Origin of the sequence: Vibrio algarum, assembly GCF_028204155.1 — a bacterium.
GTDB classification, from domain to species: Bacteria; Pseudomonadota; Gammaproteobacteria; order Enterobacterales; family Vibrionaceae; genus Vibrio; species Vibrio algarum.
This window is the reverse complement of record NZ_JAQLOI010000001.1, coordinates 967,950-983,920: the sequence shown is the minus strand read 5'-3', so window position 1 is coordinate 983,920 and position 15,971 is coordinate 967,950. Positions and strand designations below refer to the sequence as shown.

The following is a 15,971-nucleotide window of genomic DNA, read 5'->3' as shown; positions in this document are numbered from 1 at the left end:
GAAGGCGGTTTTTATAAAGATAATAGAGCTACTTTTTCTTCGCTTTTCGGTTTGGAAGATCGGTAATCGTACCTTCAAACACTTCAGCAGCTAGTCCAACAGATTCGTGCAACGTTGGGTGAGCATGTATTGTCAGTGCAATATCTTCTGCATCACAACCCATCTCGATAGCTAAACCGATTTCGCCCAAAAGCTCACCGCCATTAGTACCAACAATAGCGCCACCGATAACTCGATGAGATTCTTTATCGAAGATAAGCTTAGTCATCCCGTCAGAACAATCCGATGCAATAGCACGGCCAGAAGCAGTCCAAGGGAAAGAAGCAACTTCATAGTTAAGCCCTTCTTCTTTTGCTTCTTTTTCTGTTTTACCAACCCAAGCAACTTCCGGCTCAGTATAAGCAATAGAAGGGATTACCTTAGGATCAAAGTAGTGCTTCTTACCAGAAATAACTTCGGCAGCAACATGACCTTCATGGACCCCTTTATGGGCAAGCATTGGTTGACCAACAATATCGCCGATAGCATGTATATGAGGTACATTGGTACGCATTTGCTTATCTACATTGATAAAGCCACGATCATCAACTTCTAAACCTGCTTTCTCGGCATCAAGTAGCTTACCATTTGGTACTCGACCAATGGCAACTAACACTGCATCATAGCGCTCTGGTTCAGCTGGTGCTTTTTTACCTTCCATAGAAACGTAAATGCCGTCTTCTTTTGCTTCAACTGCTGTAACTTTGGTTTCTAGCATCAGATTAAACTTGTTTTTGATTCGCTTGGTATATACCTTCACGATATCTTTATCTGCCGCTGGAATAACTTGATCGAACATTTCAACAACATCGATCTTTGAACCTAAAGAGTGATAAGCCGTACCCATTTCTAGACCAATAATACCACCACCCATTATGAGTAGCTTTCCTGGTACTTCTTTAAGTTCTAGAGCATCTGTAGAATCCCAAATTCGAGGATCTTCATGTGGGATAAATGGCAGCTTAATTGGGCGAGAACCAGCAGCAACAATCGCATTATCAAAGTTTACTGTCGTTTTACCGTCTTCACCGTCAACCTCAATCGAGTTCGGGCTGGTAAACTTACCGTAACCATTAACAACAGTAACCTTGCGCATTTTAGCCATGCCAGCGATACCAGTCGTTAACTGTCCAACTACTTTTTCCTTCCACAAACGAATTTTATCAATATCTGTTTGTGGCTCACCAAATACAATACCGTGCTCAGCAAGCGCTTTCGCTTCTTCAATTACTTTAGCTACGTGCAGCAATGCTTTCGATGGAATACACCCAACATTTAAGCATACACCACCTAACGCGCTATAACGTTCAATTAGTACGGTTTCCAAACCTAGGTCTGCACAACGGAATGCAGCTGAGTATCCACCAGGACCGGCACCAAGTACGACAACTTGGGCTTTAATTTCTTTGCTCATTGTGACCTCTTGTAGTCATTATCCCTAACAGGCTAAATGTCGATAGTTATTAACTTCTTTTTCTTTCAGACCTCAACAGTTTACAAACTTGTTAACGAAGTGAAAAGAAATTCCATTTAGCCTGTGAGCTATGTATTAATTTATAAAACAAGAAAGGCGGCAACGTTGCCACCTTTCAGTTTTTATTACAGTACTAATCGGCGGATATCTGATAGACAACCGTTTAGATAAGTAATGAAGCGAGCACCTTCTGCTCCATCAACCACACGGTGGTCGTAGGAAAGTGACAATGGCAGTTGTAAGCGTGGTACAAAGTCTTGACCATTCCACACTGGCTTCATCTCCGACTTTGACACACCTAAAATTGCAACTTCAGGCGCGTTAACTATTGGAGTAAATGCCGTACCACCGATACCGCCTAAACTTGAAATAGTGAAACAACCACCCTGCATATCCGCAGCCGTAAGTTTACCTGAACGTGCTTTTTTAGACACAGCCATTAGCTCATCTGATAGCTCGTAAATGCCTTTTTTATTCACATCTTTAAAGACAGGAACAACTAAGCCATTTGGCGTATCAACAGCAATACCCACATTGACATATTTTTTCAGTATCAAGCTTTCGCCATCTTCACTTAATGAAGAATTAAACGTAGGGAAGGCTTCGAGCGCTTTCGCTACTGCCTTCATTATGAACACTAGAGGCGTGATCTTAACACCTGAGTCTTTCTTCGCTTCTACCGCATTTTGTTCTTTTCGGAATTTTTCTAACTCGGTAATATCAGCATTATCCCACTGTGTAACGTGAGGTATCATTACCCAGTTACGATGCAAGTTAGCACCAGAAATTTTCTTAATGCGCGATAGCGGTTTAGTTTCAATGTCACCAAACTTGCTGAAATCAATCTTCGGCCAAGGAAGTAGACCAAGTGCACTTCCGTCTCCTTTACCTGCTGCGGCTGCTGCACCAGATTCGAGACGTTTCAATGCTTCTTTAACGTAGCTTTGAATATCTTCTTTCAAGATACGGCTCTTACGACCCGTTCCCTTAACTTTCGCTAAGTTTACTCCGAATTCGCGAGCAATACGGCGTACAACAGGAGAAGCATGAGAATAATCGTTATTGACCTCAAATTCATCCGTTGCTGGCGCTGTTTTAGGAGCCTCTGCTTTAACGACTGGAGCGGGAGCAGAAGGAGCAGCGGCAACTGGTGCTGCTACTGGTGCAGATGCAGACGTTGTCTCAAACACCATAATCAAAGAACCAGTGGTTACTTTATCGCCTTCGGCTATCTTAAGTTCTTTCAATACACCAGCAAACGGAGCAGGTACTTCCATCGAAGCTTTATCGCCTTCAACAGTAATCAGTGACTGCTCTTCATCAATAGCATCACCTACCGCAACCATAATTTCAGTGACTTCAACTTCATCGCCACCAATATCAGGTACTGTAATCTCTTTGAGTTCAACAGCTGCTGGAGCTAAAGCTACAGGAGCAGCATCAGCGACAGGCGCGGCACCACCTTCAGACACTTCAAAGACCATGATAAGCGAACCTGTAGTGACCTTATCGCCTTCAGCAATTTTAATTTCTTTTAAAGTACCTGCGAACGGTGCAGGTACTTCCATTGAGGCTTTATCACCTTCAACAGTCACAAGAGATTGCTCTTCTTCGATAACATCGCCAACAGCAACCATAATCTCAGTGACTTCAACTTCGTCACCACCGATATCCGGTACATTGATCTCTTTCAGAGAGAGGCTAACAGGGGCAGCAGACTCGACTTCAACAACTGGGGCAGAAGCGGCAGATGCTCCTTCTTCAGCTGCTTCAAAAATCATAATCAACGAACCCGTCGTCACTTTGTCGCCTTCAGCAACTTTAATCTCTTTTACAATACCCGCTTGTGATGCTGGTACTTCCATTGAGGCTTTATCGCCTTCAACACTGATAAGGGACTGTTCTTCTTCAACCTTGTCGCCTACGCTGACAAGAATCTCAGTAACTTCAACCTCATCCGCACCTATATCCGGTACATTAATTTCGATTGCCATTATTCTGTCCTACCTTTATGCGTATAACGGGTTAGTTTTATCTGCGTCAATGTCGAATTTCTTAATTGCATCTGCAACAACAGACTTATCAACATCACCACGGTTTGCCAACTCATTTAGAGCAGCAACGACTACGTAACCTGCATTCACTTCAAAATGACGACGTAGATTCTCACGGCTGTCTGAACGACCAAAGCCATCAGTACCAAGTACTTTATAAGATTCAGCAGGGATAAATGCACGAACTTGTTCTGCATAATTTTTCATGTAATCCGTTGCTGCTATTGCTGGCTCGGTACCCATCACATCAGCAATATAAGGGACTTTAGACTCAGCTTCTGGGTGAAGCATGTTGTAACGATCGACTTCTTGTCCATCACGCGTCACTTCATTGAATGACGTTACAGAATAAACATCAGAACCAACGCCGTACTCTTCACTTAATATTTCAGCGGCTTTACGCACTTCATTCATGATAGTTCCTGAGCTTAGCAACTGAACCTTACCCTTCGTACCTTCATGAGTTTCTAATTTATAAATACCCTTACGAATGCCTTCTTCAGCACCTTCTGGCATCGCTGGCATCGCGTAGTTTTCATTCATTAACGTCAAGTAGTAGAACACGTTCTCTTGTTCACCATACATGCGACGAATACCGTCTTGTACAATAACCGCAACTTCATAAGCAAACGTTGGGTCATAAGAAATACAATTTGGTACGGTACCTGCCATAATATGGCTGTGACCATCTTCATGTTGAAGACCTTCACCATTGAGTGTTGTACGTCCTGCCGTTGCGCCTAATAAGAAACCACGCGCTTGTTGGTCACCAGCCATCCAAGCCATATCACCTACACGTTGGAAACCAAACATAGAGTAGTAGATATAGAAAGGAATCATTGGCAAGTCATTGGTACTGTATGACGTTGCTGCCGCAACCCATGAAGACATCGCACCTAGCTCATTAATACCTTCTTGTAGCACCTGACCCGACGTCGCTTCTTTATAATAAGAAACGATATCACGATCTTGAGGAGTATAGTTTTGGCCATTTGGATTGTAGATACCGATTTGTCGGAACAGTCCTTCCATACCAAACGTACGCGCTTCATCAGCGATGATAGGAACGATGTTCTTACCAATGCCTTTGTTTTTAAGTAAAACGTTTAGTGTACGTACAAATGCCATTGTTGACGAAATGTCACGCTTTTGCTCTTCAAGTAGCGGTTTAAACTCATCCAATTTAGGAATATCTAACGCTTGAGTAAAATTAGGCAAACGAACCGGAGTATAACCATGTAAGGCTTTACGACGAGCATGTAAATATTCGTATTCTGCACTACCTTCTTCTAGCTGTAGATAAGGTAGAGATTTCATTTCTTCATCTGAAACGAGATCTTTTAAACCTAAACGGTCACGAAGATGTTGAACATGTGTCATGTCCATTTTCTTAACTTGGTGAGCGATGTTCATACCTTCTGCCGCTGCACCCATGCCATAACCTTTTACAGTCTTAGCCAAGATAACCGTTGGACGATCTTTTGTTTCTGCCGCATTTTTATAAGCCGCATACAGTTTAGATGAATCATGACCACCACGTTTTAGTGCGAAGATTTCATCATCTGTCATGTCAGAAACGAGTGCTGCTGTTTCAGGGTAACGACCAAAGAAGTTCTCACGGACGAAAGCACCATCTTTAGATTTAAATGTTTGGTAATCGCCATCAACAACTTCGTTCATTAACTGCAGTAACTTGCCAGAAGTATCTTTAGCAAGCAATGCATCCCAACCACTGCCCCAAACAACCTTAACGACGTTCCAACCAGCGCCTCTAAATAAGCCTTCTAGTTCTTGGATTATCTTGCCGTTACCCATTACTGGGCCGTCGAGACGTTGTAAGTTACAGTTTATCAGGAAGCAAAGGTTGTCTAGTTTCTCACGAGCGGCAAATGAAATTGCACCACGAGATTCCGGCTCATCCATTTCACCATCACCTAAGAATGCGTACACGCGCTGTTCTTTAGTGTCTTTCATGCCGCGACCGTCTAAATACTTAAGGAATCGAGCTTGATAGATAGAAGAAATTGGACCAAGGCCCATTGAAACCGTTGGGAACTGCCAAAACTCAGGCATTAATTTCGGGTGAGGGTACGAAGGTATACCTTTGCCATCCACTTCCTGACGGAAGTTATCGAGTTGATCTGCTGTCAATCGGCCTTCAACGAATGCTCGAGAGTAGATTCCTGGAGAGATGTGACCTTGATAATAAACTAGGTCTCCGCCATCTTTAGCATTAGGAGCACGGAAGAAATGGTTAAAGCATGTTTCATAAAATGCAGCTGAAGATTGAAAAGACGCCATATGACCGCCCAACTCTAAGTCTTTCTTAGAGGCGCGCAGTACAATCATAATTGCATTCCAACGAATTATAGAGCGGATACGACGCTCTAACGTTGTATCACCGGGGTAAGCGGGTTCTTGTTCGGGAGAAATAGTATTGATGTAGTTGGTAGTTACGCCAGTAGGCATATCTACACCATCAAGGCGTGCTTTATCTAAAACTGTTTCTAGTAAGAACTGTGCACGCTCTACACCTTCTTCACGTACTACTGACTCTAGTGCGGCAAGCCACTCTTGAGTTTCCAGTGCATCAACGTCATTATTAATGACTTCAGACATGGCGGTCTATCCTTTTGTTAGTTGGATCTTGTTAACATGCAATGAATCTAATTAGTTATGATTCATCACTCTGTTGGATTCGACGCAAAGAGCGTTTTCTTCTACTCTCTTCACGATTAATATCCAACAATGTTTCCTCGATATAAGCTAAATGTGAATGAGAAAGTTCACGAGCCTGCTCAGGCTGTCCAGAAACTATCGCATCTACTATATTAGCTCTGTGTCTACTTACTTTTTCCGCCACATCACTACGGCGGTTCAATAGTTTTAAATTCTGTAATACGTTCTGCTCAAGAAGAGGAGCGAGACTGCGAACGATATGTAGCAGCACAACATTATGGGCAGCATCGGTGATCGCAATGAGTGATTTCATTACTTCTGCTGCTTCTTGTTCTACATTTTTCTCTTCTTCTGCTTTTTGAATTCGCTCTTGAATAGTGCGAATCCTTGTATAATCTTCTTCGGTCCCACGCAAAGCAGCAAAATATGCAGATATGCCTTCTAACGCGTGGCGAGACTCCAGCAAGTCTAATTGAGTTTCATGATGAGTCGACAAAAGCTCTAGTAAAGGATCTGAAAAACCCTTCCACAAACTTTCGCTTACGAAGGTTCCACCGCCTTGACGGCGTGTTAACAAGCGCTTAGCTTCTAATCGCTGGATCGCTTCACGGATAGAAGGGCGTGAGACATCAAATTGTGTCGCCAGTTCTCTTTCCGGCGGCAGTTGTTGCCCTGGTGAGAATGTCCCTTCCACAATCAACCTTTCAAGCTCTTTCTCTATTACATCAGAGAGCTTAGGCTGACGTATCCTTTGATATGCCATATCGTTATTTTTACTCAATTCATCAAGCTTGCGAGTCGTGTAAATTGGTATTACCAATTTTAAAGTTCACGAAAGTTAACATAAAAATAACGTTAATGTCTAGGTCAAAATTGATTTAAATCATAAAATCCTGAGCATTTAACAGGAAGACAACAATTATTTGTCATGGATATACATTAATCTTTTGATGCAGTTACATAAAACACCAAAAAATTTCTAGTTGTTAATAGATGGTTTCTTTAGTGGTTTTGTTTAAAACGATGTATTTATAGCCACTAAAAAAATTAATCGGCATTGATTACACTACGAAAATAGCGCCAATTGAAGACCAAACCTGGGTCAGTTTTTCGTAGGGGCGCGATATACTGATGTCCTGTAATTCTATCTGGTGAAATACTAGGATAATGAACCATCAATAGTGATGTCACTGTTGCTAATGACTGATATTGCTTTTCGGTATACGAATCAAAATCGGTACCTTCTAATTCAATGCCAATAGAATAATCATTGCACTTATCTACACCTGCAAAACTTGACTTACCAGCATGCCAAGCTCTCATATTGAATGGCACAAACTGTACAACTTCACCATCCCTTCGAATTAAGCAGTGTGCAGAGACCTTCATTTGGTGAATAACATAAAAAAAGGATGCTCTTTTGGATCGAGATTACCTGTAAAAAAACGCTCTATCTCATCTCCACCATATTGACCTGGTGGCAAACTGATATTATGAAAAACGAGTAGGCTCACCTCCACTTCCTTCGGCCTTACGTCACAATAAGGAGAAGGGACATGTCTTGCACCTTCTAACCAATCATCGGCAGTAATTTTCATTCATATCCCTCTAAGCCACTGTTCATATTACTCTAGCGTAACAATCGGAACGACAACAAGGCTCCGGTGAGTATATCTAAATTATTTTTTAACGTTATAGACACAAATAACTCGTTTTCCTACTGAAATAATTTACAAGCCGGAGTATCATTCTTACCTTCTTAACCACTAGCGCTAGATTTCCATAATGAAAAACACACACGACAGCGATGCACGCCTTAATTACTTAAAAAAACAACTGCCTTTAGAAATATCACGCGCGGTTACAGAAACATTGCGTGAAGACCTAGGTGGAACGTTGGATGTAACGACAGACATTACGGCAACGCTTATCCCATCAGATCGACAGAGCATCGCAACCATTATTACTCGTGAACAAGGTGTTTTTTGTGGTCAAGCATGGGCCGATGAAGTTTTTAAGCAGCTCGGTGGCGAAGTGACTATCGATTGGCACGTGCAAGATGGTGACAAAGTAGAACCTAATCAAACGTTGTGCACTCTCTCTGGCCCCGCTAGGATTTTGCTCACCGGTGAGCGAAACGCCATGAACTTTATTCAAACGTTATCTGGCTGTGCTACTGTTACTGCAAAATATGCCGAACAATTAGTTGGTACAAATTGCAAACTGTTAGACACTCGAAAAACGATTCCAGGTTTACGCAGCGCACTTAAATATGCGGTGGTATGTGGTGGTGGCTTCAACCACCGTATTGGCGTATTCGATGCCTATCTAATCAAAGAAAATCACATCATTGCTTGTGGTGGTATCTCTAAGGCAATTTCAGCAGCAAAAGAATTGAACCCTGGAAAACCCGTCGAAATTGAAACGGAATCGCTAGAAGAACTTAATGAAGCGATTACAGCTGGCGCAGATATTATCATGTTAGACAATTTCACTACTGAAATGATGAAAGAAGCGGTCAAAATTAACGCAGGTAGAGCTGACTTAGAAAACTCTGGGAATGTCACGTTAGAAACGATTCGAGAGTTTGCAGAAACTGGTGTGGATTACATATCAGTTGGAGCACTCACCAAACACCTTAAAGCGATGGATCTCTCTATGCGTTTTAAGTAACGCTATTAGTAATATCGAAACAAAAAAGAGGCACAGCCTCTTTTTTTGTTTTTGGATGTAAGTATGCCATTAAGCATGTTTTTTTATTCTTTCCGCTGAATCCTTTCTAGCAAGACTTGAAACAAGTCATTATTTTTATTAACTCACACGTGTTCTATGATTAAGAGCATTTCAGTTTATCCGCCCTCTTTTTACGCTTGCTTTTCAACTTCATTTAAAGTGGAAAGCATTATGGTTTTAAGTACAAACCACCATCTCATCACAACACATACTCTCAATCTACGCTCAAACGGCTTTACACTAATAGAATTAATGATCGTAGTCGCTGTTATAGGTGTATTGTCCTCTATCGCGATTCCTCAGTATCAAAATTACGTAAAGAAATCTCAGTTGGGTGCCGCTATGGCAACGCTTTCCGCGCTAAAAATAAATGTCGAAGATTACATCGTGACAGAAGGTAAGTTCCCAACTCTCTCCACCAGCGAGGTAAAACCAATTCTTGGCGCTACGACTTCACCGCTCGGTACCATTGAAACAAAAGCTATAACCAGCAACCCTCTATCTGGACAGCTAATACTAACAATGGACACTAATACTCTTTTTAATATGAAAAAAATCGCACTTAACCGAGATAGCGCTGGCGCTTGGACCTGCTTAACAGATATTGCTACTAATACAATCATCCCAAAATATTGCTCAACAAAAACAATATTGTAATCACACGCTATTGAATTGGAAATTTTATCATTTCTCGTTTTGCAAATAGAGGTTGCTTATGGATATAGAACACAAGATCAGTAATAACCAATTATCAGAATTGGTCCCTATCTCAAATGACGAATTAAACTCCGCTAGTATTGGTTCTCAGAATAACGATCCAATCAGTCGATATATTAACCAAGTTCTGTTTGAAGCCATTCAGAAAAGAGCATCAGATATTCATTTCGAACCCTATGAACATGAATATCGAATACGCTTACGGTGTGATGGAGTCCTAGTAGAAATTGACTCACCGGAAATACAATTAGCACAGCGGCTCTCTTCTAGAATCAAGGTATTAGCCAACTTAGATATTTCTGAAAAACGACTTCCTCAAGACGGACGCATAAAACACACTCTAACTTCCTCACAAAGTGTTGATATTCGTGTTTCCACTCTCCCCACTTTATGGGGGAAAAAGTTGTCCTTCGATTACTAAAAACACAATCCGTACCTCTAGATATCATGGCGTTAGGTTTATCACCTACACAACTCGACCACTATTTAACTACGATTAAAAAGCCTCAAGGATTGGTTTTGGTTACGGGACCGACGGGAAGCGGAAAAACCGTTTCGCTATATGCAGCGTTGAATTATCTAAACACGCCCGAAAAGAACATATCAACAGCGGAAGACCCGATTGAAATTAACTTGTTCGGTATCAATCAAGTTCAAGTAAATAACAAAACCAACCTAAACTTCATCGCAACTCTAAAGGCACTATTAAGGCAAGATCCAGATGTGATCATGATTGGAGAAATTCGAGACATTGAAAGCGCTGAAATCGTTATAAAAGCGGCACAAACAGGCCACCTTGTCCTTTCAACACTGCATACTAATTCTGCTAGCGAAGCCATTACAAGGTTGATCAATATGGGAGTGGATAAATATAGCCTAGCTTCATGTTTATCGTTAGTCATTGCACAACGCTTAGCTAGGGCGTTATGTCCGTTCTGCAAGAAAATAGATTTAGATAATTCCTCACAGTCTGAACCTAATCAAAAGATTTACAAAGCAAACTCTGAGGGCTGCTCAGAATGTATTAACGGTTATTTTGGAAGGGTTGGCATTTTTGAAGTACTTAAAATAAACAAAACGTTAGTGAAAAAAATTGAGCATAAAAGCAGCGCTTCGGTAATCAATGAAACAGCACAACAAACTGGGTTTACTTCTCTGTATGAGTCAGGAAAAAATACGTTATTTTTAGGTTTAACAAGCATTGAAGAATTAAAGAGAACCTTAGTTTTTTAAAACTAACTAATTGCAAAGCCAAGTAGAGATACGTAATGAACCAAACTCCGCATCCTTATCGCTGCTACCGTTGGCATGGGAAAAACCTGTCAGGTCAAAGTATCACAGACACCATATTTGCGAAAAATAGATATGAAGTAATCTCAATACTAGCCCAGAAGCAGATTAAAATTCGCTGTATAAAACAAGTCAAAACGCCATTTCTGTCATTGAGAAACCAACGCATGACTGGCGCGGATATCAATCTATTTACTCGACAGTTAACCACAATGCTTAATGCTGGGCTTTCTTTAGTATCATCTTTAGAATTAATCGAAAGAAATCACCCAAAATTAAGCGGACAACTGACCATTACGACCATTAAACATGCAATTGAAGAGGGGGACTCACTCTCCGAAGCCCTAAAAAAGGCGACACCCTTATTTGATGATACTTACATCAATCTGATCTCTAACGCTGAACTCTCTGGACAACTGGCTGAAACGTTCGAGAGAATCTCTAAATATAGAGAGAACGCTGAACAACAGAGATCCAAAATAGCAAAAGCGATGATCTATCCAATATTTGTTTTAATACTGGCACTTTCTATCACTTACTTAATGTTAGTAAGTGTTATTCCCGAGTTCGAAAACATGTTCCATAACTTTGATGCTCAATTACCCTGGTTTACTCAAAAAATTATTTTTTTGTCCCACTGGTTAAGCAACAATTCCGTCAAATTATTACTCAGTATTGTAGCTATTCTTGGGCTATATAGAGCACTGACTTTCCATTCTCATCGTTTCCACCTGTTTATTGACAAAAAAGTACTCCAACTTCCAGTGATTGGTCCTCTACTTGCAAAATCTGTCACTGCTAAATTTAATCGCTCTTTAGCTGTGACTGTACGTTCTGGTATTCCTATCATTAGTGCAATTCGCAACAGCATCAATTTAACCAGCAACCTTTATTATAAAGCGGCAATACAGCACTTATTCCATGAAGTATCAACTGGAGTACCCATTTATATTGCAATGAAAACTAGCGACTGTTTTCCAAACCTCATGGTACAAATGATTATGGTGGGTGAACAATCTGGCACACTAGAACATATGCTGGATAAAGTAGCTGACACCTTAGACTCAGAGCTTGATGCCAGCATAGAAAAACTGAACACCTTGATAGAACCATTACTGATTCTATTTTTAGGTCTCGTTGTGGGAAGTTTAGTTGTGGCTATCTACCTACCTATCTTTAACATGATGAACATATTAGGATAGAATGCGTATCGCACCTACGCTATTTGGGCCTATAAATGGAATTATTTGAGTATTACCCTTGGCTTTATCCCTTTCTTGCTGGGATATTTGGACTCATTGTCGGCAGTTTTCTAAATGTTGTGATATACCGTTTACCTATCATGATGGAACGAGAATGGAAGCAAGATTGTGCTGAAACGTTTCCTGAATTAAATATCCCATTAAATAACGATAAATTTAACTTAAGCGTTCCTCGTTCGACATGCCCTAAGTGCAAGTCACCTTTGCGCCTTATCGACAATATCCCCGTGCTTAGCTGGGTGTTGCTTCGAGGAAAATGCCATCAGTGCCAAAACCCTATTAGTGTTCGTTACCCATTGATTGAGCTATTAACTGCCAGCATGAGTGCTATTATTGCCTATTACTTCGAACCTAGTTATTACTCGATTGCACTTATCTTTTTCTCTTTTGCATTAATCGCAGCGACATTTATAGATCTCGACACTATGCTTTTACCCGACCAAATTACTCTTCCTTTAACTTGGATTGGTCTGTTTTTAGCTTTAATAGGGTTGAGCCCTGTGTCCCTTCAAGATGCAGTAATAGGAACCATTGCAGGATATCTTTGTCTATGGAGTGTCTATTGGATTTTTAAAATAGTCACAGGTAAAGAAGGGATGGGATATGGCGATTTTAAACTTCTTGCGGCACTCGGCGCTTGGTTAGGTTGGCAACACCTACCAATGATAATTTTGCTGTCCTCATTTGTTGGTTTAATATTCGGACTGATTCAACTTCGCATGCAAAAACAAGGTTTAGAGAAACAGTTTCCCTTTGGACCCTATCTTGCGATTGCTGGATGGGTAAGTTTGATATGGGGAGACCAGATAATGGTTTGGTACTACTCCTCGGTATTGGGGATTTAGTATGCCTTACACCATTGGATTAACTGGTGGTATCGCTAGCGGTAAAACGACCGTCGCAAACCTATTTCAACAGCACTACAATATTGATATTGTGGATGCTGATGTTGTAGCGCGCGAAGTTGTTCAACCTGGCACCATAGGCTTAGAGAAAATTGTTAAACACTTTGGTAAAAGTGTGCTGAAAGCAAATGGCGAACTTAATAGAGAGGCGCTAAGGTCGCTTATATTTACAGACAAAAATGAGAAAGCATGGCTAAATAATCTGCTTCACCCTATAATTCGCCACAAGATGAAGCAAGATCTCGACAAGATAACAACGCCTTATGCACTATTAGTAGTTCCCTTATTGGTTGAAAATCAACTACAATCAATGACTGATCGAATCTTGGTTGTTGATGTTAGTACAGAAGTACAAATAGAAAGGACGATGAAACGAGATAACGTTTCGAAGGGTCAAGTTGAATCGATACTTTCAGCTCAAGCAGACAGAGTTGAGAGATTACAATTTGCCGATGATATCATTCAAAATGATAACGGCAGCATTGAACTTCTTGCTCAAATTTCGAAGCTGCATCAACACTATATGACTCTTTGTCAAGACAGAAAAAAGAATCCATCCAAAGGAGACGATAAGGTCGCGGAATGACAAAACACAAATTTGAACACCCATTGAATGAAAAAACCCGCATTTATCTTAGAGTCGAAGCACTCATGAGACAAATGCATCACTCCGCAAACTTCTCCGATAATCAACAGTATCATCAATTTTTCCGCTCTATTTTTGATTTGCTTGAGATATTTGAGCAGATCCAATTAAAAGCAGAATTGGCTAAAGACCTTGAAAAACAGCGATTAAATTACAAACATTGGCTAAACGTCGATGGGGTTGACCAAGAGAAGTTACTCACTGTCCTTGAAGAAATAGATACCACTCATAAATATCTCATGGCAGCAGAACGCTTTGGTCGGTCATTAAAAGAAGATCGGTTTTTAAGCTCAATTCGTCAACGATTTAACCTGCCTGGTGGCACCTGTTGTTTTGACCTACCGGCTTTGCATTATTGGAATCACCTTCCTATAGAGCAAAGACAAAGAAACGCTGAAGGTTGGATGAATACTCTCGCACCATTATCTAAATCACTTAACCTTTGGCTAAAGCTTTGTCGTGAAACAGGATATTTTAATCCACAAATTGCTCGAAATGGCTTTTATCAAAGTGACGCGGAAGAAGCCAACATTTTACGGCTGAACATTCCTTTAGCTGATGGTGTTTTCCCTGTGATTTCTGGGCACAAAAAACGATTTTCGATTAAGTTTATGTCTTTTGAAAACGGTCAAGCATACAGCCAAGATGTCGAGTTTGATCTCGCTATTTGTAATTAAGGAAACTAACTCGTGTCGACACCTATTGAACCGAAATTAACGGTTGTCCCTTGCCCACAATGTAAGAAAGACGTTGTTTGGAGCCCTGAAAGTCAATATCGTCCATTCTGCAGTAAGCAGTGCCAAATGATAGATTTTGGTGAATGGGCCGATGAAGAAAACACCATACCAGGCGCACCAGATATGTCAGACTCAGACGGCTGGTCTGAAGATCCTTATTAATAACTGATCAAACACTTTTGTTGTAAACGATCATTTTTCAAGCATAAAAAAACGGGTTCCATATGGAACCCGTTTCTATTTGAGAATGCTGGTTAGCATTACTTCTTAGCAAGCTTCTCTTTAATACGAGCTGACTTACCAGAACGCTCACGTAGGTAGTACAACTTGGCACGACGTACTGCACCACGGCGTTTAACTTCAATGCTATCAACCATTGGAGAGTGAGTTTGGAACGTACGCTCAACACCTTCACCGTTCGAAATTTTACGAACAGTAAATGCTGAATGTAGACCACGATTACGAATACCGATTACAACGCCTTCAAAAGCCTGTAAACGCTCGCGATCGCCTTCTTTTACCTTAACTTGAACAACAACAGTGTCACCTGGGCTGAACTTTGGAAGGTCTTGTTTCATTTGCTCTTCTTCAAGAGCCTTGATGATGTTACTCATTTTTAAAATTCCTAGAATAAACTGATACTAAATAAAATAGGTTACTTAACTGCATTTTTAGACCGATGGTCTTTTACAAACTCAGCTAGTAATTGTTCCTGTTCGTCAGTCAGAGCTAGGTTTTCCAGGAGCTCTGGTCTTCTTAGCCAAGTACGGCCTAACGATTGCTTTAATCGCCAGCGACGAATGTCCTTATGATTTCCAGATTTAAGCACCAAAGGTACTTCTAATCCATCCAAAACATCAGGACGAGTATAGTGAGGACAATCTAACAGACCATTTGCGAAAGAATCTTCCTCCGCTGACGAAAAATCACCCAACACCCCAGGAATAAACCTAGAAACTGAATCAATTAACGTCATAGCTGGTAGTTCACCACCCGTCATCACAAAATCTCCAATTGACCATTCTTCATCAACTTCAGATTGTATGATGCGTTCATCTATCCCTTCGTAACGGCCACAAATAAGAATCATATTCTTGTTAGTAGCTAACTCTTCTACTCCTTTTTGGTCGAGCTTCCGACCTTGAGGAGAGAGATAGATCACCTTCGTCTTTCCCGGTGCTGCTTTCTTGGCAGTTTGTATGGCTTCGCGCAAAGGCTGCACCATCATTAACATGCCAGGACCACCACCGTAAGGTCTATCATCGACTGTTCGATGTTTGTCATGAGTGAAATCTCTAGGATTCCATAACTCTACCGACAAAAGACCTTTTTTAACCGCTTGACCTGTAACTCCAAATTCAGTAATTGAACGGAACATATCAGGAAATAGGCTAATTATGCCAACCCACATCTGTTCTCTCGCTCTACTGTGGAA

At 40.9% G+C, this 15,971-nt stretch carries 13 protein-coding genes and 2 pseudogenes; 8 read left to right on the top strand and 7 right to left on the bottom strand.

What is annotated here, in order from left to right; translation table 11 throughout:
* Nucleotides 1–28: 28 nt before the first annotated feature.
* From lpdA to ampD, 5 genes and pseudogenes are all read right to left on the bottom strand, one after another.
* Nucleotides 29–1,453 carry a dihydrolipoyl dehydrogenase gene (lpdA, locus tag PGX00_RS04845; protein WP_272133375.1) on the bottom strand — a complete coding sequence of 475 codons (1,425 nt, stop codon included), beginning with the start codon at nucleotides 1,451–1,453 and terminating at the stop codon, nucleotides 29–31.
* A 185-nt stretch (nucleotides 1,454–1,638) separates the two neighbouring features.
* Nucleotides 1,639–3,507: a pyruvate dehydrogenase complex dihydrolipoyllysine-residue acetyltransferase gene (gene aceF, locus PGX00_RS04840; protein ID WP_272133374.1), complete on the bottom strand. Its 1,869-nt coding sequence runs from the start codon at nucleotides 3,505–3,507 to the stop codon at nucleotides 1,639–1,641.
* Nucleotides 3,508–3,522: 15 nt separating this feature from the next.
* Nucleotides 3,523–6,186: a pyruvate dehydrogenase (acetyl-transferring), homodimeric type gene (gene aceE, locus PGX00_RS04835; protein WP_272133372.1), complete on the bottom strand. Its 2,664-nt coding sequence runs from the start codon at nucleotides 6,184–6,186 to the stop codon at nucleotides 3,523–3,525.
* Nucleotides 6,187–6,241: 55 nt separating this feature from the next.
* Complete coding sequence (gene pdhR, locus PGX00_RS04830) at nucleotides 6,242–7,009, bottom strand: pyruvate dehydrogenase complex transcriptional repressor PdhR (RefSeq protein WP_272137927.1); 768 nt, start codon at nucleotides 7,007–7,009, stop codon at nucleotides 6,242–6,244.
* Nucleotides 7,010–7,293: 284 nt separating this feature from the next.
* Nucleotides 7,294–7,844: pseudogene (gene ampD, locus PGX00_RS04825) on the bottom strand (1,6-anhydro-N-acetylmuramyl-L-alanine amidase AmpD).
* Nucleotides 7,845–8,031: 187 nt separating this feature from the next.
* On the opposite strand from ampD, the gene nadC reads away from it, so the two are divergent.
* From nadC to yacG, 8 genes and pseudogenes are all read left to right on the top strand, one after another.
* Complete coding sequence (gene nadC, locus PGX00_RS04820) at nucleotides 8,032–8,919, top strand: carboxylating nicotinate-nucleotide diphosphorylase (RefSeq protein ID WP_272133370.1); 888 nt, start codon at nucleotides 8,032–8,034, stop codon at nucleotides 8,917–8,919.
* A gap of 231 nt (nucleotides 8,920–9,150) precedes the next feature.
* Nucleotides 9,151–9,636 (top strand): pilin, encoded by a 486-nt coding sequence (locus tag PGX00_RS04815; RefSeq protein WP_272133368.1) that lies wholly within the window; start codon nucleotides 9,151–9,153, stop codon nucleotides 9,634–9,636.
* A 58-nt stretch (nucleotides 9,637–9,694) separates the two neighbouring features.
* Nucleotides 9,695–10,929, top strand: a pseudogene (locus PGX00_RS04805) (GspE/PulE family protein).
* Between the two features lie 35 nt (nucleotides 10,930–10,964).
* On the top strand, nucleotides 10,965–12,188 hold the full coding sequence (locus PGX00_RS04800; protein WP_272133361.1) for a type II secretion system F family protein: 1,224 nt from the start codon (nucleotides 10,965–10,967) through the stop codon (nucleotides 12,186–12,188).
* A gap of 35 nt (nucleotides 12,189–12,223) precedes the next feature.
* Nucleotides 12,224–13,093, top strand: coding sequence for a prepilin peptidase (locus PGX00_RS04795; RefSeq protein WP_272133359.1), 870 nt, complete (start codon nucleotides 12,224–12,226; stop codon nucleotides 13,091–13,093).
* Between the two features lies 1 nt (nucleotide 13,094).
* Entirely contained in the window at nucleotides 13,095–13,739 is a 645-nt protein-coding gene (coaE, locus tag PGX00_RS04790; RefSeq protein WP_272133357.1) for a dephospho-CoA kinase, read from the top strand.
* Entirely contained in the window at nucleotides 13,736–14,476 is a 741-nt protein-coding gene (zapD, locus tag PGX00_RS04785; RefSeq protein WP_272133356.1) for a cell division protein ZapD, read from the top strand. Before coaE ends, zapD begins: the two co-directional genes overlap by 4 nt.
* Before the next feature lie 24 nt (nucleotides 14,477–14,500).
* Nucleotides 14,501–14,698: a DNA gyrase inhibitor YacG gene (gene yacG, locus PGX00_RS04780; RefSeq protein WP_272137925.1), complete on the top strand. Its 198-nt coding sequence runs from the start codon at nucleotides 14,501–14,503 to the stop codon at nucleotides 14,696–14,698.
* A gap of 98 nt (nucleotides 14,699–14,796) precedes the next feature.
* On the opposite strand, the gene rplS is transcribed toward yacG, so the two are convergent.
* Both rplS and trmD read right to left on the bottom strand, forming a co-directional pair.
* Nucleotides 14,797–15,150, bottom strand: coding sequence for a 50S ribosomal protein L19 (rplS, locus tag PGX00_RS04775; protein ID WP_272133354.1), 354 nt, complete (start codon nucleotides 15,148–15,150; stop codon nucleotides 14,797–14,799).
* A gap of 41 nt (nucleotides 15,151–15,191) precedes the next feature.
* Nucleotides 15,192–15,947 (bottom strand): tRNA (guanosine(37)-N1)-methyltransferase TrmD, encoded by a 756-nt coding sequence (gene trmD / locus PGX00_RS04770; protein ID WP_272133353.1) that lies wholly within the window; start codon nucleotides 15,945–15,947, stop codon nucleotides 15,192–15,194.
* Between the last annotated feature and the right edge of the window lie 24 nt (nucleotides 15,948–15,971).

Coding starts and splice junctions, on each gene's coding strand:
- zapD (WP_272133356.1), top strand. CDS start 13,736: ATGACAAAACACAAATTTGAACACCCATTGAATGAAAAAACCCGCATT.
- aceF (WP_272133374.1), bottom strand. CDS start 3,507: ATGGCAATCGAAATTAATGTACCGGATATAGGTGCGGATGAGGTTGAA.
- PGX00_RS04815 (WP_272133368.1), top strand. CDS start 9,151: ATGGTTTTAAGTACAAACCACCATCTCATCACAACACATACTCTCAAT.
- pdhR (WP_272137927.1), bottom strand. CDS start 7,009: ATGGCATATCAAAGGATACGTCAGCCTAAGCTCTCTGATGTAATAGAG.
- nadC (WP_272133370.1), top strand. CDS start 8,032: ATGAAAAACACACACGACAGCGATGCACGCCTTAATTACTTAAAAAAA.
- PGX00_RS04800 (WP_272133361.1), top strand. CDS start 10,965: ATGAACCAAACTCCGCATCCTTATCGCTGCTACCGTTGGCATGGGAAA.
- coaE (WP_272133357.1), top strand. CDS start 13,095: ATGCCTTACACCATTGGATTAACTGGTGGTATCGCTAGCGGTAAAACG.
- aceE (WP_272133372.1), bottom strand. CDS start 6,186: ATGTCTGAAGTCATTAATAATGACGTTGATGCACTGGAAACTCAAGAG.
- PGX00_RS04795 (WP_272133359.1), top strand. CDS start 12,224: ATGGAATTATTTGAGTATTACCCTTGGCTTTATCCCTTTCTTGCTGGG.
- trmD (WP_272133353.1), bottom strand. CDS start 15,947: ATGTGGGTTGGCATAATTAGCCTATTTCCTGATATGTTCCGTTCAATT.
- lpdA (WP_272133375.1), bottom strand. CDS start 1,453: ATGAGCAAAGAAATTAAAGCCCAAGTTGTCGTACTTGGTGCCGGTCCT.
- rplS (WP_272133354.1), bottom strand. CDS start 15,150: ATGAGTAACATCATCAAGGCTCTTGAAGAAGAGCAAATGAAACAAGAC.